The following is a 16,461-nucleotide window of genomic DNA, read 5'->3' as shown; positions in this document are numbered from 1 at the left end:
TGCCGGTGACGTGCGTCACCGGATGCCGTCGGACGCCGGTGGCAGGATGCGTCCGTGAGCACCAGCACGGGCGCCCTGCGGCGCAGCACCGGCCGGTTCGTGCTGTACGTGCACTGGTCGGTGTACTCGATGCTGCTCACCGAGGTGGTCGTCGCCTTCAGCCTGCTGCTGGCCGCGGCCGACAGCGGGTGGCCGCTGGTCACCCTGCTGAGCCTGGTCGTGGTGCACACGGCGACGAACTTCGGCTGGCTGCGGTGGTCGTTGCGGACGCTGCGCCGGCCCGAGCCGCTCCCGCCGAGGCTACGGCCGTGGCTGGTGCTCTGGCTGCTGCTGACCGTGGCCATCGTGATGCTGGCGCCGGTGGTGATGGGCTGGCCGCGCAGCGCCTGGCCGATGGTGGTGCTGGTGGTGACGACCTTCGCGGTCTCCGCCTTCGCGCCGCGGCTGCCCTGGTGGCTCGTGCCGGCCGTCCCCGTGCTCGTCACCGCGGGCATGCTCGCGGTGATCGTGCCCCACAGCGGGGACTCCCTGGTGCCGATCGCCAGCGGGATGGTGATCGCCTGCCTCGGCTTCGCCTTCGTCGCCGCCAGCGTGTGGCTGACCGGCTGGATGCTCGGTGTGGTGTACGCCCTCGACGACGCCCGCGGCCAGTCCGCCCAGCTGGCGATCGCCGAGGAGCGGCTGCGGATCTCCCGCGACCTGCACGACGTCTTCGGACGCACCCTGGCCACGGTGGCGGTGAAGAGCGAGCTGGCCTCGGAGCTGGCCCGCCGGGGACGCGGTGAGCGCGCCGCCGACGAGATGGCCCAGGTGCGCGCCATCGCCGACGACGCCGGCAAGGAGGTGCGCCGGATCGTGGCCGGCGTCCGCGGCAGCGACCTGTCCCAGGAGCTGGTCGGCGCCCGGTCGCTGCTCGAGTCCGCCGGCGTCGAGTCCGTCGTGGTCGACCAGCTGCCGGAGGGCCGGCTGGAGGCCGGCACCGGCGTGGTGCTCGGGGCGGTGGTGCGCGAGGCGGTGACGAACGTGATCCGGCACAGCCGGGCCCGCAGCGCCCGGATCATGCTGCGGCTGCTGTCGGAGGAGGACCCGCCGGCGGTCGAGCTCACGGTGGTCAACGACGGCGTCCGCCCAGGGCCCCCCAGCTCCGAAGGGCACGGGCTGGTCGGGATGGCCGAGCGGCTCGACGCCGTGGGGGGCACGCTGGAGCACCGCCGCGACGGCGGCACCTTCGTCCTCACCGCCCGGGTGCCGTTCGGGGCCGGCGGCGGTCTGGCGGGCGCGCCGACGTCCACGGCCGGAGGTGCGCGGGCGGTCGACCCGGTCGCCACCGGTCCCGCTGCGGAGCCGAGGAGCTGAGGAGGAGCCGATGACCATCCGGGTGCTGCTGGCCGACGACGAGGGTCTGATCCGCGATGCCCTCGCCAGCCTGCTCGACCTCGAGGACGACATCGACGTCGTCGGCCGCGCCGCGCACGGGGAGGAGGCGGTCGTGGTGGCACGCAAGATCCGCCCCGACGTCGCCGTCCTCGACCTGCAGATGCCGAAGCTGGACGGGATCGAGGTGGCGGAGCGGCTGGCCGTCGAGGTGCCGGACTGCCGCTGCGTCATCGTCACCTCCCACGGGCGTCCGGGCTACCTCAAGAACGCCCTGGCCGTCGGCGTCCGCGGGTTCCTGCCGAAGACCGTCAGCGCCCAGACCCTGGCCTCGGTGGTGCGCACCGTCGCCGACGGCGGCCGCTACGTCGACCCCGAGCTGGCCGCCGACGCGATCAGCGCCGGCGACTCCCCGCTCTCGCCGCGGGAGGCCGACGTGCTGGCCCTGGCCGCCGAGGGCAACCCGATCGAGGAGATCGCCCAACGGGCCTCGCTGTCGATCGGGACGGTGCGCAACTACCTGTCCTCGGTGGTCGGCAAGCTCGGCGTCGCGAACCGGCACGAGGCCGTCCACCTGGCCCGCCGCAACGGCTGGATCTGAGCGGTGCCCGCCCCGGATCAGACCGGGGCGATGCCGAAGATCGTCGACATGGTCGGCGTGGTCGCGCCGGTCTCGTCCTCGACCGTGATGGCGAAGGCGTCGGTGCCCCGCAGGCCGTCGAAGAAGACCCGGATGTCCCGGCCGCCGGCGAAGACGTCGTGCGGCTCGACGGTGCCGGCGACCGGCTCCCCGGCCTCGTCCAGCTGCATCGTCCACAGCTGGTAGGCCCGGCCCTCGGGCGGATCCGGCAGCGTCGGAGCGGCGAGCATCACCCGGTCCTGCTCGCGGGAGAGCGCGTAGCTGGCGCGTCCGCCGTCGGGCAGCTCGATGGTGACGACCCGGAGGTCCGGGGCGGCGAGCAGCTCGCTCTCCTCCGCAGCCACCACGGCGGCCTCGTCGAGCTGCTGGCGCAGCACCGCCGCCCAGCCGCCCAGGGTCAGCGCGACCACGACCGCGGCGGCCACCAGGGCGGGCAGCAACCGGCCTCGTCGCCGCGGGCGGCGGGCGGCCAGCTCGTCCTCCGGCGCCTCCGCCTCCGACGGCTCGTCGACCGGGCCGGCCGTCCACCGTGGAGCGGTCACCTCTCCGGGCGTCGCGGGGGCCGGCTCGGTCTCCGGGGGCAGCGGGCGCACCGAGCGGACGGCCCCGAGCACCGCGGCCCGCAGCTCCGGTGGCGGCGGCGTCTCGGTCAGCCGGGCCAGCTCGGCGGTGGTCTCGGCGAACTCGGTGACCTCCCGGGTGCACTGCGGGCAGTGCGGCAGGTGCGCCTCGAAGACCTCCCGCGCGGAGGCGTTCAGGGCGCCCACCGCGTAGGCGCCGACGTCGGCGTGCACGTCGTGGCTCATGTTCCCACCCCCAGGGCGTCGCGCAGTCCGATCAGGCCGTCCCTGATCCTCGTCTTCACCGTGCCGAGCGGCAGCCGAAGCAGCCCGGCGACCTCACGATGGGTGTAACCGCCGAAGAACGCCAGGGTCAACGCCTCGCGCTGGATCTCGGTCAGCGACTCCAGCCCGCGGCGGACCTGCGCCTCCTCCAGGTGCTGCTCGACCCCGCCCCAGACCGTGTCGACCTCGCGGCGCTGGTCGGCGACGCCGTAGTCGTGCTCACGCTGGTGCGAGCTCTGCACCGAGCGCACCCGGTCCACCGCCCGCCGGTGCGCCATCGTGCACATCCAGGCCAGCACGCTGCCCCGGGCGGGGTCGTAGCGGGCGGCGGTGCGCCACACCTCGACGTAGACCTCCTGGGTGACCTCGGCCGCGTGGTCGGGGCTGCGCAGCACCCGGACCGTGATCCCGTGCACCCGGGCCGACGTCAGGTCGTAGAGCTCGGCGAAGGCGTCCTCGTGGCCCCGGGCCGAGCGCCGCAGCAGCTCGACCAGACGCTCGTTGCGCTCCGTCCGCGACGGCGCCTCCCCCTCGCCGGCGCTCGCGGGCGACCTCATGGGCAGCACGTTGTCGTGCCGCTCCTCCTCACCGGCCCCCATGCCGCCCTCCTTCCTCCTGGTCGTCTCCTGTTCGGAGCCGGACCCTCCCCGGATGGCCCGCTCCTGGCGTCTACCCGCCGGGCGACGCGGACCACCCCGGCCGCGTGCTCGCCGGGGTGGCCCGTCCGGGGGGATCCGGTGGTCAGCTGGTGGGCAGCAGGACCTGGTCGATGAGGTAGACGGTGGCGTTCGCGGTCTGCACGTTGCCGCAGACCACCATCGCCTCGCCGTTCACGGTGAACTCCTCACCGCTGCCCTCGACCATCACCAGCTGCTCGCCGTTGAGGGTCTCGTGCTCACCCGCGAGCATCTCGGGCGAGAGCCGCTCCGGCACCACGTGCGCGGTCAGCACATCGGTGAGCAGCCCGGTCGGGTCGCCCATCGCGGCGTCCATCGTCTCGGGGTCGACGGCCCCGAAGGCCTCGTTCGTCGGCGCGAAGACGGTGATCGCCTGCTGGCTGTTCAGCGTGTCGCCCAGCCCCGCCTCGCCCACCGCGGTCACCAGGGTGGAGAGCAGCGGGTTGTTGCTGGCGGCCGTCGCCACCGGGTCGTCGGCCATCCCCTCGACCGAGCCCTCGCCGTCGGTCGGCACCTCCGCGCAGGCGGCGCCGAAGGGCTCCCCACCCATGGCGGCGTCCGTTCGGGGCGAGCTCCCCATGCTCGGCGAGGCCTCCGTGCTGGGGGTGGAGCCCATGCTCGGGGAGCTCTCCGTGCTGGGGGCGGTCGCGGGGCCGGTCTCCTCGCTGCTGCAGGCGGTGGCGGCGAGCGGCAGCAGCAGGGCCGCGCCGAGGGCGGCGAACCGGGTCCGGCGGGTCGTGGTGGTCATCATCGGGTTCCTCCTCGATCGGCGTGGCCGGGTTGTCGGCCGCAGAGGACGGGCGCCTCTGGTCGGTATTCGGCGCGACCGGGAGGACGGATGGGCGGTCAGCCCTCGAGGGTGAACTGGATCTGGTGCCAGCCGGTGGCCCCGGCGGGCACGACCGGACGACGCTGCTCCGGCTGGGTCTCCCCGGTGCCGTCGGTCGCCCGCACCTCCGCGGTGTGGCGTCCGGGCGGGCCGTCGTAGCGGAAGCTCCACTGCCGCCACGTGTCGATGCCGCCGGAGTCGGCCAGGGTCGTCTCCTGCCACTCCCCGCCGTCGATGCGGATCTCGACCTTGTCGATGCCGCGGTGCTGGGCCCAGGCGACGCCGGCGATCACCGGGCTGTCGGGGCTGATGCTGCCGAGGGAGGAGGGGACGTCGATCCGGGACTGGGTGAGCACCGGGCCGCGGTCGGCCCACCCGCGGTCGGTCCAGTAGGCGGTCTGGGCGTCGAAGCGGGTCACCTCCAGCCGGGACAGCCACTTGGTGGCCGAGACGTAGCCGAACAACCCGGGCACCACCATCCGGGCGGGGAAGCCGTTCTTGTCCGGGAGCACCTGCCCGTTCATGCCGACCGCGATCAGCGCGTCCCGGCCGTCGGTGAGGGCCTCCAGCGGGGTGGACGCGGTGAACCCGCCGTCCATCGAGTGCGAGAGCACCATGTCGGCCTCGGCCCGGACGCCAGCCCGCTCCAGCAAGGTGGCGACCGGGACGCCGAGCCAGCGGGCGGTGCCGACCAGCGACCCGCCGACCTCGTTGGAGACGCAGGTCAGGGTGATGTCGCGCTCGACCATGGGCATCGCCAGCAGCTCGTCGTAGCCGATGGTCAGCGGCCGGTCCACCAGACCGTCCACGGTCAGCGTCCACCCCTCGGCCTCGTGCCGCGGGGTGATGAGGGTGATGTCGATCCGGTAGAAGTCCTCGATGGCCGTGGTGAAGGGGGTGCTCCCCGGCACCTGGACGCCCGCGGGCAGCGGCGGGGCGGGTGAGGTCGGCGCCGGCAGGGCGAACGCGCGCCGGGCGGCCGAGCCGGCCTGCACCAGCGCCTGCACGACGCTGCCGCCGGCCGCACCCAGCACCGCCACGGCACTCCCGCCGCCGAGGGCAGCCAGGAACCGCCGGCGCGAGCCGACGGCATCCGCCCCGGTCCCCGCGGCGGCCCGGCCCAGCAGCTGGACGGAGACCAGACCGGCCAGGATCGCCACCCCCGACGGCAGGACCGCCAGCGGCCCGAGGTCGGCGCGGAGCACCGAGAGCACCACCCCGACCAGCCCGATCGCGACGATGCCCAGCTGGGTGAGCCCCGGGCGGCGTCCCCAGGCGGTGCCGAGCAGCGCCCCGAGACCGAGCGTGACGACCACGACCGCAGCGATCAGCAGCGGCTTGTCGGCGGTCCCCACGGCCCGCACCACCACGTCCTTCACCGGGGTGGGGGCGAGGTCGACCAGCTGGGAGCCGACCACCACCGCCGGCGAGGAGCCGGGCCCGGTCAGCGCGCTGACCAGGTGCCCCAGCGCCAGGGCGACGCCGGCGGCGACGAGGCCGACCAGCGCCCCGGCGCTCCTGGTGACCCGGGTGGTCGGCTCGGTGTCGGTGCTCATGGACGGAGTTCGTGCCACGTCGCGGTGCGGATGGCTCAGCGGCCGGGGTCGGCCGGCGGGGACGTCCGCGGCAGCGGGTCGGTGGCCTCGGCCCACAGCTCGGCCTCGGCGGCGGCGCGCCGGTTCTGGCGCACGAGCACGGTGGTGACGACCGCCACCAGCGCGGACAGCAGGATCAGCAGCGGAGCCTTCATGGCGTCGAGCCTATGTCCGAGCCCGGGGCACGGTCGGCGTCCGGCGTGGGACGCTGGCCGGACACGACGGAGGTGCCTCGATGATGACACCGGACTGGATGCTGCCGCGTCCGCCGTGCGTGGACGGTCCCGAGGTCGACGCGGCGGCCGACGCGCTGCTCGCCGCGGTCGCCGACCCGCGGATCACCGAGCCGCCCGGCTCCCCGTACCCCCTGTGGCGGCTGCTGTGCTCCCTCGGGGACCGGGGACGGGTGCTGCTGCACGGCTCCACCACCGGCTCGATCACCGAGCTGGAGCCGAGGTCGGCCGAGGACGTCCTGGAGTTCGGCGCGCAGCGCGGGGTGTACGCCTCCAGCGACGGGATCTGGGCGCTGTACTTCGCCGTGCTCGACCGCAGCCGCTACCCGTACCTGCACCTCAACTCCTGCGTGGAGTGGGGCGATCCGCCGCAGCGGGGCTACTTCTTCTCCCTCGACCGCCGCCGCGTCGGCGAGCCGTGGACGTCCGGCTGGGTGTACCTGCTGCCGACGGACGGCTTCTCCCGCCAGGTGCTGGACGTCCTCGGCGCCGGGCCGGTCCGCTCGGCGCAGTGGGTCAGCCACCAGCCGGTGCGGCCGCTGGGTCGGGTGGCGGTCGGCCCGGAGGACTTCCCCTTTCGCGACCGGGTGCGCAGCCACGACGACGCGGTGGTGGGCGCGCGGGCGGCGGCCGACCCGGAGGGCTTCCCGTGGCTCGACCCGCCCGCACCGGGCCGGACGGAGCACGGCTGAGGCGACGGCACGGGCCCTCCGGGCGGTCGTCCACCTGCTGGGAGATGCGCCTTACTCCTGTCGTCGTGCAGGGCCCCCGCGGCCCGCTCGCCGTCTACCTCTGACCCGCCGCGTCCTGCGGAGGCCCGCGTCGTCAGGGCCGGATCGCGGGCCAGCCGTGCTGCTGCAGCGCCCGCTCGACCGCCTGCGGGTCCCCTGGGACCCTCTGGTGCAACAGCTCGCTGTCGGCGGCGTCGAAGAGCACGAGGTGCTGGTCGCGGACGCCGGCCTCGGCCACCTGCGAGCGCGCCACCCGGGTTCGCTTGTCACCCTTGCGCACGACGATCTCGCGGGCGCTGACCAGCACCTCCGGGTCGTCCAGGGTGCCCAGCACGCCGACCACGACGCCGGCCACCAGACCCAGCGCGGGCAGCACCCAGACCGGGACGTGCTCGGCCACCCGCTGCACCACCTCGGCCTGGCTCTGCATGGGCAGCCAGTCCATCCGCAGCACCGCACCGGCCAGCCAGGGCAGCACCAGCCCGGCGACGAGTCCGAGGGCGCCGAACACCGCGCCGCCGACGACGGCGTCGCTGGTGGCGGGACCGATGCGAACAGGGCTGCCGGACGAGGTCGTCATGTCTCAATGGAACACGCATGTCCCACTTTGGTCAACTGTTGTCCCGGAGGCGTACGCTGCCGGCATGCCCTCCGCCGCCACCACCCGCACCCGGCAGGCAGTCGTCGAGGCGGCCGTCGCGTGCTGGTCGACCGATCCCTCGGCCAGCCTCGGCGAGGTCGCCGCCCGGGCCGGCGTGGGTCGCTCCACTCTGAACCGGCACTTCTCCGGCCGCGCCGAGCTGGTGGCCGCGGTCGACCAGCTGTGCCGCGAGAGGTTCCGGGCGGCAGCCGCGGGCGCCCGGCCCGAGGAGGGCACCGGGTTGGAGGCGCTGCAGCGGCTGGCACTGGCGTTGCTGGAGCTGCGCGACCTGCTCGGGCTGGTCTTCGGCGACGACGCGCCCATCGATCCCGACAGCTGGGAGGACGACGAGCACGCCGAGCTCGAGCAGGTCCTGCGGCGGGGCTACGCCGACGGCTCCCTGGCCGGCGACCTGCCTCCGGAGTGGCTGGCGACGGTGCTGTGGACCACGCTGTTCGGGGCGTGGCTCCTGCTGCGGGAAGGTCGCTTCTCCAGCCACGAGGTCGGCACGCTGATGATCCGCACCCTGGCGCGCGGCGTCGGCTCCGCCTGACGGCCCCGCTCCGGGCTCGAGCCGCGGCGTCCCGTCAACGACCGCCGTCGTCGTCCGAACCGCGGCCGCGGTCGTCGCCCCGTCCGCCGGACCCGCCCTGGGAGCCGCCACCCAGCCGTCGCGAGGAGGGCGGGGTGAAGGCGGTACGCGGCTCGTCCTCCAGCGCCTCGCCCATCACCGGCCGCCAGAGGTGGCGGCCGGCGTCCCCGCCGCCGTCGCCGGTCAGCACCCGGCCGCCCTCCAGCGACAAGCCGGTCAGCGAGCGGCGGTGGTCGTCCCAGTACGAGTGGGTCTTGTCGACCGCGATCGAGGCGCAGCCGGCGATCTCCGGGCTGTAGCCGCAGAACCAGGTGGCGTTGCTGTCGTCCGTGGCACCGGTCTTGCCCGCCAGCGGGTGCCCGTCCCCGGGGTCGGCGGGACGTCCGGTCGCGTCCATCACGCCCTGCAGCAGCTGGTTGACGCCGCGGGCGACCTCCTTGCCGACCACCCGCTCGCACCCGGCCTCCGGCACCGGCAGCTGCCGGCCGTCCCGGTCGGTCACGGAGGCCACCACCACCGGCTCGCAGTGCACGCCGTCGGCGGCGAAGGTGGCGTAGGCCTCGGTCAGCGACAGCGGGGTGATGTCGACAGGGCCCAGCGGCAGGGAGAAGATCGAGGACTGCTCGGCCCACGGCGTGCCGTCGGACAGCTCCACCCCGGTCCGCTCCAGCATGTCGGTGACGTGGCACATGCCGGTGTCGCGACCCAGTTGCAGGTAGTAGGTGTTGACCGACCAGGCGGTGGCGGTGCGCAGGGTCATGTCGTCGCCGGAGCGGGTGGAGTTCTTCGGACGGTAGCCGTCGGGGACGGTCACGGGGCCGTCGCAGGAGCGGAACCGGGTGCCGCTGAAGTCGCGGCGGGCCGGGGCGTCGTAGCGCCGGCTGACCGGGATGCCCTGCTCGAGCGCGGCCGCCGCGACGAAGGTCTTGAACGTCGAGCCCGCCTGGAAGCCCTCCGCACCGCCCAGACGGGCCGGCACCGCGTAGTTGTAGAAGGTCTCGCCGCGCCCGTCGCCCATCTCCGGGCGCGACTGGGCCATCGCCCGGATCAGCCCGGTGCCCGGCTCCACCAGGGTCATCGTCGAGATCACCGGGTCGGTGGGGCTGACGAGGTCCGCGATCGCCTCCTCGGCCTCCCGCTGGGTGCCGGGGTCGATCCGGGTGCGGATGGTCAGCCCGCCGCGCTGCAGCAGCGCCTCCCGCTCGGCCACGGTGCCGCCCCAGGACGCGTCGGCGACCAGGGTGCGGCGGACGTAGTCGCACAGGAACGGGAACTCCGACTCCACGCAGCCGTTGCGCTGGGGACGCACCTCGTCGGGGTCCCACGGCTGCCGGCGGGCCTCGGCGGCGGCCTGCCGGCTGACCAGACCGAGGTCGGCCATCCGGTCGAGGACGACGTCGCGCCGCTCGACCGCGCGTTCGGGGAAGCGCACCGGGTCGGTCGCGGTCGGGTTCTGCACCAGACCGGCGAGCATCGCGGCCTGGGCCAGGTCGAGATCGGCGGCGGTGGTGCCGAAGTAGTGCCAGGCCGCCTGGTTGACCCCGTAGGCGCCGTCGCCGTAGTAGGCGAGGTTGAGGTAGCGCTCGAGGATCTCGTCCTTGCTCAGCCGCTTCTCCAGGCCGATGGCGTAGCGCATCTCCTGGATCTTCCGCGCGTAGGAGCGCTCCTGGGCCGCCCGCACGCCCTCCTCGTCGCCGGCGGCGCGGGCCTTCTCGACCTGCACCATCTTCACGTACTGCTGGGTGATGCTCGACCCGCCCTGGGTGGCCTCCCCGCCGGCGGTGTTCTGCAGCAGGGCCCGCAGCGTCCCGGTCAGGTCCAGCGCACCGTGCTCGTAGAAGCGGTGGTCCTCGATCGCCACCTGGGCCTGCTGCATCACCGGGGCGATGTCCTCGAGCCCGACGTAGACCCGGTCCTGGTCGTAGAAGTCGGCCAGCACCGACCCGTCGGCCATCAGCACCCGCGAGCGCTCCGGCTGCGGCGGCGTCTCCAGGTCGGCCGGCAGCAGCTCGACGCCGGTGGCGGCGGCCCGTCCCCCGATCCCGGCCAGGGCGGCGGCCGGCACCACCAGGCCCGCCGCGAGCAGCCCGGTCACCGCGCTCAGCACCACGAACACCACGCCGGCCCAGACCATCCCGAAGGCCCGTCTCGTCCTCGTCATGGCGTCCAGCCTCCGGCCCGTCTCACTTGCGGACAAAGCATGGAAGGCGCTGATCCATGCCAAGATGGCATGTGTGAGCCGTCCGGTCGACCTGCTGCCCGCCTGCGAGGCGTTCCTGGCCGTGGTCGACCGTGGCAGCTTCACCGTGGGTGCGGCCAGCCTGCAGGTCTCCCAGCCCGTGGTCAGCCGGCGGGTGGCGACGCTGGAGCGCACCCTCGGCGGGCAGCTGCTGCAGCGCTCCACCCGCAGCGTCGCCCTCACCCGCTACGGCCGCGCGGTCCTGCCGGCTGTCCGACGGGTGGTCGAGGCGACCGACGCGCTGCGCGAGCAGGCCGAGCTGCGCCGCGGCGCGCCGCTGCGGATCGCGCTGCCGCTGGAGCTCGGCACGGCCGAGCTGGCCCGGTTCAGCGCCGACGCCACCGCCGCCGGCACCGATGTCGAGGTGCTGCAGGACGTCCCGAGCCGGCGGGCCCAGCTGCTGGCCGACGACCGGACCGACCTGGCCGTCCTGCCGGCCGCCGCCGACGTCGCGCGCTGGCGCGTCCCGCTCGGGCTCGGGTCCCGCGAGGACGGCCTCCCGCTGCACCTGGAGTCGCTGCGTCCCGGCCGCGGCGCCGGCAGCCCGCGGTTGCTCTGGCTGCTGCCCGAGGACGACGTCACCCACGTCCGCGACCCCCTCGAGCGCTACCGCGACCGGCACGGGCTGGCGGCCTCCCAGCTGCGGCGGGCCGGCTCGGTGGTGGCCGCGGTGCACCGGGTGCTCACCCGGGACGACCTGGTGCTCACCACCCGCGCCGACGCCGCCCGCTGCGGGCTGGGCTGGCGACCGCTGGCCGGGCTGACGCTGGTCCGCGGACGGCTGCTGGCCAGCAGCGACCCGGGACGTCCGGCCACCACCGACGCCGACCTGGTCGAGCTGCTGGGGAGGCTGCTGACCGGGCCCGGGGACGCGAGCGAGGGAGACGGACGTGCTGGCTGAGGAGCGCGCGCTGCGGGAGGTGCGCCACGACCTCGCCGCGGCCGGGCTGACGGCGGGGATCTGCGTGCGCGACCTGCGCACCGGACGCGAGCTGGCCCTCGACGCCGACCGACAGCTGCCGCTCGCCTCGGTGGTCAAGGTGCCGCTGGCCGCGGCCGTCCTGCTGCGGGCCGAGGCGCCCGCGGCACCGTTCGCCCTGTCGGACAGCCTCACCGTCACCGAGGAGGACCGCACCCCGGGGCCGAGCGGCCTGTCCCGCTTCCGGCACCGGGCCGAGATCGCGGTGGAGGACCTGCTCTACCTGGCGCTCGGGCTCAGCGACAACACCGCCACCGACCTGCTGTTCCGGCTGGTGCCGCCGGCCACGGTCACCGAGGAGCTGCGCCGGCGCGGCCACGTCGACGTCACCGTCCGCCACCCCATCCAGGCACTGCACGACAGCCTGCTCACCCGGCTCGGTGCCGACCAGGAGCACCTCGCGCTCGCGCTGGCGGCCCGGGCCGCGACCGGTGAGGGCGGCAGCCTGGTGCCCCAGCTGGACGTCTCCCAGGCCAACAGCGGCAGCGCCCGGGGGCTGGTCGGGCTGCTGGCCGACATCTGGTCGAGCACCGGGGCATGGGCGGAGCGGCTGCGCGCGCTGATGGGCACCAACCTGCTGCGGCAACGGCTGGCGCCCGACCTGGAGAGCGACGCCGCACGCTGGAGCTCCAAGACCGGCACCTTCCTCACCCTGCGTCACGAGGCGGGGGTGCTCGAGCACGACGACGGCCAGCGGTTCGCGATCGCCGTGCTCAGCGAGTCCCGGGTCGCCGCCACGGTGCAGCCCGCCGCCGAGGCCGCGCTGGGCGCGGCGGCTCGTCGCCTGCACGACGTGCTCCGCGACGCGGCCTGACCCGCGGGGTTCAGAGCACCGGCAGGTGGACGTCCTCGCTCGGGGTGCGGCCGGTGGCCAGGCGGATCCAGTCCAGGTCGTCGGCCGGTGCAGGGTCGCTGCCGGCGCGTTCCCGGTAGGCCGCGCGGAGGGCGGAGGCGACCTCGGACGCCGCCTGCGGGAGCACCGGCGTCGGCCCGGCGGGGTCGAGGACGCGGTGCAGGTCGTCGGCGTGCACCACCAGCTCGACCAGCCGGGTGCACAGGTAGTCCTCGGCGGTGAGTGGTCCGCGGCGGCCCAGCACCACCGGGGCCAGCCCGCCGCGCGCCGGGTCGGCGGGGTCGAGCACGTCGAACGCCTCGGCGGCCAGCCGGTCGAGCCCGCCCAGCAGGTCGTCCCCGAGCTCGGCCGACAGCTGGACCGAGGCCTCGGCCATGACGGGGGCGGCCGGCTGGTAGGCCGCGACGTAGCGGCCGAAGCTGGTTGGCTGCGCGTCCGGGTCGGGCCGGATCTCGGTGAGCATGTGCAGACCGATCCCCAGGTGCGCCACCAGGTCGCCCACCTGCCACCCGTCCAGGCCCGACGGCCGCTCCCGCTGCGCGGAGACGTCCACGTCGTCCAGCCAGCCCCGCAACCGCTCCCACTGCTCGCGCAGCAGCTCCACCGTCATGCCTCCTCGACGCCGACCCGCGACATCACGGGTGTCGCCGCGACCCCGTGCACCACCACCGAGACCAGGATGGTGAACCCCACCGTCGACCACAGCTCGGGCAGCTGCGGGAAGTGCGCCTGCCCCGCCGCGTAGGCCAGGTAGTACAGCGACCCTATCCCCCGGATGCCGAAGAAGGCGGTGGCCAGCCGCTCCGCGCGACCTAGCGGGCGTCCCCCGACCCGCTCCTCCCGCGGCGCGATCCGCAGCGCCGCCCAGCCGAAGACGGGACGGACCACGAGCACCAGCGCGAGGCCCACCATCGCTCCGCCGAGGGTGAGGTGGTTGAGCAGGCCGTTGGTCAGCGTGATGCCGAGCAGCAGCAGCACCGCCAGGGTCAGCAGCTGCTCCAGCCGCTCCACCACCCCGTGCATCTGGCGGTGGTACCCGTGCCCCCGGTCGACCGCCCGCAGCATCACCGCCGCGACGAAGACCGCCACGAAGCCGTAGCCCTGCGCCACCTCGGCGAGCCCGTAGCACAGCAGCAGCGCCGCGACCGCGAGCAGCGGCTGCCCGCGCTCGGCCACCCGCAGCGACCAGCGGGAGGACTGGAAGGCGATCCGACCCAGTACCCAGCCCGCTGCCGCGCCGACCAGCACCCCGATCACCAGCTTGCCGACCAGGTGGAACCCGACCCAGCTCGCCAGACCGCCGTCACCGACCCAGGCGGCCAGCGAGGGAGCACCGGCCAGCAGCACCGCGGCGTAGACGAACGGGAAGGCCAGCCCGTCGTTCAACCCCGCCTCGGAGGTGACGCCGAAGCGCACCTCGTCGGTCTCGTCGATGTCACCGGTGCGCTCGCTGGGCTGCCCGGGCCCGGAGACCTGCACGTCGCTGGCCAGCACCGGGTCGGTGGGCGCCAGCACCGCGCCGAGCAGCATCGCCGCGGGCAGGGTCAGACCCATCCACCACCAGCCCAGCAGCGCCACCCCGCCGATGCACAGCGGCATCGTGATGCCGAGCAGGCGCCAGGTCACCGACCAGCCGCGCCAGCTGGCGGGCCGCAGCAGGCTGATCGGGCGGTCCAGCGCCAGCCCCACCCCCATCAGCGCGACGATCACCGTCAGCTCGGTGAGGTGCTCGGCGAAGTCGCGGTGCACCAGCGGGGAGAACTGCTCCTCCCCGACCACGGGCAGCAGCCCGATCAGGCACCCGAGGCCGAGCAGCACCACCGGCGAGGACAGCGGCACCCGGCGCAGGGCAGGCGGCAGCACCACCGCGACGAGCAGCGCCGCGCCGAAGATGAGGAAGGTGACGTCCGAGCCCACGACGCCGCTCTACCCAGGACGCGGCGGCGCACCCGCTCCCGCGCCGGTCAGTCCTCGGTCACCGCCGCGACGGCCACGTCGGGGTTGTCGCTGAACAGCTCGTCCATCCCGGCGTCGAGGAACACCTGGATCTCACCGGCCAGGTCGCCGTCGGCGTTCGGGTCGGCCGAGCTCTTGAACTCGGTCGGCAGGAACTGGTTCTCCACCCGGAAGGTCCACCCGACCACGTCGAGGCGGTAGCGGTGGGCGTCGGCGATCGCGGCGGTGGGCTCGCCCAGGGTGCCGTCGGCCTGCCGCGGGATCATCACGTCCTTGCAGTAGCCGACCTTGTCGGCGTAGCGGGAGATCTCCCGCAGCCCGGCCCGGCTGACCAGGTCGGCGTAGGTCCGGTCGTCACCGGCGGCCACCAGGTCGTAGGGGGCACCGGAGCAGTTGATCAGCTGCGACAGCTGCACCGGGGTGCGCCGGGCCAGCTGCTTGAGGTTGGTCGTCTCGAAGCTCTGGATGACCACCGGCGCGTCGGCCTCGTTGAGTCCGGCCGCCTCCAGCTCCTCCACCAGCGGCTCCTCCATGGACAGCCCGATCGAGTCGAAGTAGGTGGGGTGCTTGATCTCCGGCGCGACCCCGACCGGCTCACCGGTGCAGGTGCGCGAGTGCCGGGCCAGGTCGAGCACCTCGGTCAGGGTGGGCACGGGGTAGAGCCCGTCGAAGCGGGTGTTCTCCGGACGCACCTGCGGCAGCCGCTCCTTGGCCCGCAGGGTGCGCAGCTCGCCGAGGGTGAAGTCCTCGGTGAACCAGCCCGTGACCGCGACGCCGTCGATCGTCTTGGTGGTCCGGCGGTCGGCGAACTCGGGGCGGTTCGCCACGTCGGTGGTGCCGCTGATCTCGTTCTCGTGCCGGGCCACCAGGACGCCGTCGCTGGTGGAGACGACGTCGGGCTCGATCACGTCGGCGCACTGCCGGATCGCCAGTGCGTAGGCGGCCAGGGTGTGCTCGGGGCGGCTGCCGCTGGCTCCGCGGTGGGCGATGACCGGGACGGCGTTGACGGCCTGCTCGCGCTCGGCGTCGGGATCGATCATGATCATCTCGGTGTCGTCGGGGATGCCGGGTACCCGCGCGGCGTTGCCGGGGTAGTTGTTGTCGTTGACGAGCATGATCTGCCCGTCCGGCATCGGCACGATCGTCTCGGTGGACTGGAAGCCGAAGGAGTAGGTCTCGCCGGTGCCCCAGCCCGCGCCCGCGCCGATCAGGTCGGGGTTGTCGATCTTGAGCAGGTCGGTGTGCAGGGTCTTGACCAGCGCACCCGACGGCTCGGTCTCGTCCAGGTCGACGGTGTAGATCCGCTTGATCATCGCGGCCTCGCCGTCGAAGTTGTCCCGCTCCAGCACCATCAGCTTCCCGGGCTCGACCATCTGCGCGTCGGCCACCAGGTTGGCGTCGGTGTCGACCCGGTAGTCCCAGCGGCGGTCGGTGTAGGCGCCGGTGGTGGTGTCGAACTCTGCGACCACGCGGCGACGCTGGTCGGCGTCGTCGACCAGCGAGTTCTCCAGGATGGGGTACAGGTAGCGGCCGTCGGGCGAAGCCGCCATCGCCTCGAACCCGCCGCTGGAGCGGACGGTCGGCTGCGCACCACCGAGGTCGTGGTGCTGCGGGGCCCGTCCCACCGGCGAGGACACCGGCGCGGACAGGACCTTGCCGTTGCGCGAGACGTGCAGCAGGTAGGGGCCGAACTCCTCACCGATCCAGAACGAGCCGTCGGCCATCCGCTGGATCGACTCGACGTCGAAGTCGCCGCCGGTGAGCCGGCGGCCGGCGCGGTCCTCGTTGACGATCGGCCAGCTGATGTGGTGGTCGGGGTCGCGCAGCTCGATGTAGTCGAGCACCTGGATCGCGCCGCTGCCGGTCAGCTCGCCCGAGGCGTCGGGCTGCTGCCAGCGCGGGCGCACCTTGTAGATCCGCAGCCGGAAGTCCTCGGAGTTGGCCTTGGTGCCGAAGCCGTTGTCCGGCAACGCCCAGAAGGTGCCGTTGTCGTCGGCCACCGCACCGGAGAACCCCGGGATGACCTGGCCGTCGAAGGGGCCCTCGACGCCGTTGGCCGGGGTGACCTCGCGACCCGACCGGGGGCCCGGGGCCAGGTAGTCCGAGGGGAGGGTGGCGCGGCCGGTGAGACGGGGGGCGGTCACCTCGACGGTGCCGGCGGCCGGCTCGGCCGCGGCGGGCTGGGTCGGCAGCCCGGTGACCAGCCCGGCGGTGACGGCCAGGGACAGCGCCAGCGCGGCGCGGCGGCGGAAGACGGAGGGCATGACATCTCCTGGGT

Annotated in this window: 16 protein-coding genes; 6 read left to right on the top strand and 10 right to left on the bottom strand. The window is 74.3% G+C overall.

Features of this window, described 5'->3' with window-relative positions:
- The first annotated feature begins 54 nt into the window (after positions 1-54).
- Both DT076_RS07025 and DT076_RS07020 read left to right on the top strand, forming a co-directional pair.
- A complete protein-coding gene (locus DT076_RS07025; RefSeq protein ID WP_114125936.1) occupies positions 55-1,356 on the top strand; it encodes a sensor histidine kinase in 1,302 nt (433 codons plus the stop codon).
- A gap of 10 nt (positions 1,357-1,366) precedes the next feature.
- Positions 1,367-1,975 carry a response regulator transcription factor gene (locus DT076_RS07020; RefSeq protein ID WP_114125935.1) on the top strand — a complete coding sequence of 203 codons (609 nt, stop codon included), beginning with the start codon at positions 1,367-1,369 and terminating at the stop codon, positions 1,973-1,975.
- A gap of 17 nt (positions 1,976-1,992) precedes the next feature.
- Here the strand turns inward: DT076_RS07020 and DT076_RS07015 are convergent, their stop codons facing one another.
- From DT076_RS07015 to DT076_RS19330, 5 genes are all read right to left on the bottom strand, one after another.
- A complete protein-coding gene (locus DT076_RS07015; protein WP_114125934.1) occupies positions 1,993-2,820 on the bottom strand; it encodes an anti-sigma factor in 828 nt (275 codons plus the stop codon).
- Positions 2,817-3,458 carry an ECF RNA polymerase sigma factor SigK gene (gene sigK / locus DT076_RS07010; protein WP_233493725.1) on the bottom strand — a complete coding sequence of 214 codons (642 nt, stop codon included), beginning with the start codon at positions 3,456-3,458 and terminating at the stop codon, positions 2,817-2,819. Before sigK ends, DT076_RS07015 begins: the two co-directional genes overlap by 4 nt.
- A 142-nt stretch (positions 3,459-3,600) precedes the next feature.
- Positions 3,601-4,287, bottom strand: a complete 687-nt coding sequence (locus DT076_RS07005; RefSeq protein WP_199539012.1) for a fasciclin domain-containing protein — start codon at positions 4,285-4,287, stop codon at positions 3,601-3,603.
- Positions 4,288-4,382: 95 nt separating this feature from the next.
- A complete protein-coding gene (locus DT076_RS07000) occupies positions 4,383-5,921 on the bottom strand; it encodes a molybdopterin-dependent oxidoreductase (RefSeq protein ID WP_114125933.1) in 1,539 nt (512 codons plus the stop codon).
- A 35-nt stretch (positions 5,922-5,956) separates the two neighbouring features.
- Entirely contained in the window at positions 5,957-6,115 is a 159-nt protein-coding gene (locus DT076_RS19330; RefSeq protein ID WP_158548068.1) for a DLW-39 family protein, read from the bottom strand.
- 80 nt (positions 6,116-6,195) lie between these two features.
- Here DT076_RS19330 and DT076_RS06995 point away from each other — a divergent pair, with 80 nt between their 5' ends.
- Positions 6,196-6,885: a hypothetical protein gene (locus tag DT076_RS06995; protein ID WP_114125932.1), complete on the top strand. Its 690-nt coding sequence runs from the start codon at positions 6,196-6,198 to the stop codon at positions 6,883-6,885.
- Between the two features lie 133 nt (positions 6,886-7,018).
- On the opposite strand, the gene DT076_RS06990 is transcribed toward DT076_RS06995, so the two are convergent.
- Positions 7,019-7,504 carry a YqeB family protein gene (locus tag DT076_RS06990; protein ID WP_158548067.1) on the bottom strand — a complete coding sequence of 162 codons (486 nt, stop codon included), beginning with the start codon at positions 7,502-7,504 and terminating at the stop codon, positions 7,019-7,021.
- Between the two features lie 64 nt (positions 7,505-7,568).
- On the opposite strand from DT076_RS06990, the gene DT076_RS06985 reads away from it, so the two are divergent.
- A complete protein-coding gene (locus DT076_RS06985; RefSeq protein WP_158548066.1) occupies positions 7,569-8,117 on the top strand; it encodes a TetR/AcrR family transcriptional regulator in 549 nt (182 codons plus the stop codon).
- 34 nt (positions 8,118-8,151) lie between these two features.
- Here DT076_RS06985 and DT076_RS06980 read toward each other — a convergent pair whose 3' ends face one another.
- Positions 8,152-10,317, bottom strand: coding sequence for a transglycosylase domain-containing protein (locus tag DT076_RS06980; protein WP_147264088.1), 2,166 nt, complete (start codon positions 10,315-10,317; stop codon positions 8,152-8,154).
- A gap of 73 nt (positions 10,318-10,390) precedes the next feature.
- Here DT076_RS06980 and DT076_RS06975 point away from each other — a divergent pair, with 73 nt between their 5' ends.
- Together DT076_RS06975 and DT076_RS06970 are read left to right on the top strand one after the other, a co-directional pair.
- Positions 10,391-11,296 (top strand): LysR family transcriptional regulator, encoded by a 906-nt coding sequence (locus DT076_RS06975; protein ID WP_158548065.1) that lies wholly within the window; start codon positions 10,391-10,393, stop codon positions 11,294-11,296.
- Complete coding sequence (locus tag DT076_RS06970) at positions 11,286-12,188, top strand: serine hydrolase (RefSeq protein ID WP_199539011.1); 903 nt, start codon at positions 11,286-11,288, stop codon at positions 12,186-12,188. Before DT076_RS06975 ends, DT076_RS06970 begins: the two co-directional genes overlap by 11 nt.
- A 10-nt stretch (positions 12,189-12,198) precedes the next feature.
- Here DT076_RS06970 and DT076_RS06965 read toward each other — a convergent pair whose 3' ends face one another.
- Genes DT076_RS06965 through DT076_RS06955 form a run of 3 tightly spaced genes read right to left on the bottom strand, consistent with a single transcriptional unit; the run spans position 12,199 to position 16,447 of the window.
- Positions 12,199-12,837 carry a maleylpyruvate isomerase N-terminal domain-containing protein gene (locus DT076_RS06965; RefSeq protein WP_114125927.1) on the bottom strand — a complete coding sequence of 213 codons (639 nt, stop codon included), beginning with the start codon at positions 12,835-12,837 and terminating at the stop codon, positions 12,199-12,201.
- Positions 12,834-14,144 carry a cation:proton antiporter gene (locus tag DT076_RS06960; RefSeq protein ID WP_114125926.1) on the bottom strand — a complete coding sequence of 437 codons (1,311 nt, stop codon included), beginning with the start codon at positions 14,142-14,144 and terminating at the stop codon, positions 12,834-12,836. Before DT076_RS06960 ends, DT076_RS06965 begins: the two co-directional genes overlap by 4 nt.
- Positions 14,145-14,191: 47 nt before the next feature.
- Positions 14,192-16,447, bottom strand: a complete 2,256-nt coding sequence (locus DT076_RS06955) for an esterase-like activity of phytase family protein (RefSeq protein WP_114125925.1) — start codon at positions 16,445-16,447, stop codon at positions 14,192-14,194.
- Positions 16,448-16,461: the final 14 nt, after the last annotated feature.

The organism is Desertihabitans brevis, assembly GCF_003327535.1.
In the GTDB taxonomy this organism is placed as follows: Bacteria; Actinomycetota; Actinomycetes; order Propionibacteriales; family Propionibacteriaceae; genus Desertihabitans; species Desertihabitans brevis.
The sequence above is the reverse complement of the archived record's forward strand: the minus strand, read 5'-3'. Positions and strand labels throughout refer to the sequence as shown.

Bases quoted from the DNA above. Each gene is read 5' to 3' on its own strand.
- DT076_RS07020 (WP_114125935.1), top strand. From the start codon at position 1,367: ATGACCATCCGGGTGCTGCTGGCCGACGACGAGGGTCTGATCCGCGAT.
- DT076_RS07015 (WP_114125934.1), bottom strand. From the start codon at position 2,820: ATGAGCCACGACGTGCACGCCGACGTCGGCGCCTACGCGGTGGGCGCC.
- sigK (WP_233493725.1), bottom strand. From the start codon at position 3,458: ATGGGGGCCGGTGAGGAGGAGCGGCACGACAACGTGCTGCCCATGAGG.
- DT076_RS07005 (WP_199539012.1), bottom strand. From the start codon at position 4,287: ATGATGACCACCACGACCCGCCGGACCCGGTTCGCCGCCCTCGGCGCG.
- DT076_RS07000 (WP_114125933.1), bottom strand. From the start codon at position 5,921: ATGAGCACCGACACCGAGCCGACCACCCGGGTCACCAGGAGCGCCGGG.
- DT076_RS19330 (WP_158548068.1), bottom strand. From the start codon at position 6,115: ATGAAGGCTCCGCTGCTGATCCTGCTGTCCGCGCTGGTGGCGGTCGTC.
- DT076_RS06995 (WP_114125932.1), top strand. From the start codon at position 6,196: ATGATGACACCGGACTGGATGCTGCCGCGTCCGCCGTGCGTGGACGGT.
- DT076_RS06990 (WP_158548067.1), bottom strand. From the start codon at position 7,504: ATGACGACCTCGTCCGGCAGCCCTGTTCGCATCGGTCCCGCCACCAGC.
- DT076_RS06985 (WP_158548066.1), top strand. From the start codon at position 7,569: ATGCCCTCCGCCGCCACCACCCGCACCCGGCAGGCAGTCGTCGAGGCG.
- DT076_RS06980 (WP_147264088.1), bottom strand. From the start codon at position 10,317: ATGACGAGGACGAGACGGGCCTTCGGGATGGTCTGGGCCGGCGTGGTG.
- DT076_RS06965 (WP_114125927.1), bottom strand. From the start codon at position 12,837: ATGACGGTGGAGCTGCTGCGCGAGCAGTGGGAGCGGTTGCGGGGCTGG.
- DT076_RS06955 (WP_114125925.1), bottom strand. From the start codon at position 16,447: ATGCCCTCCGTCTTCCGCCGCCGCGCCGCGCTGGCGCTGTCCCTGGCC.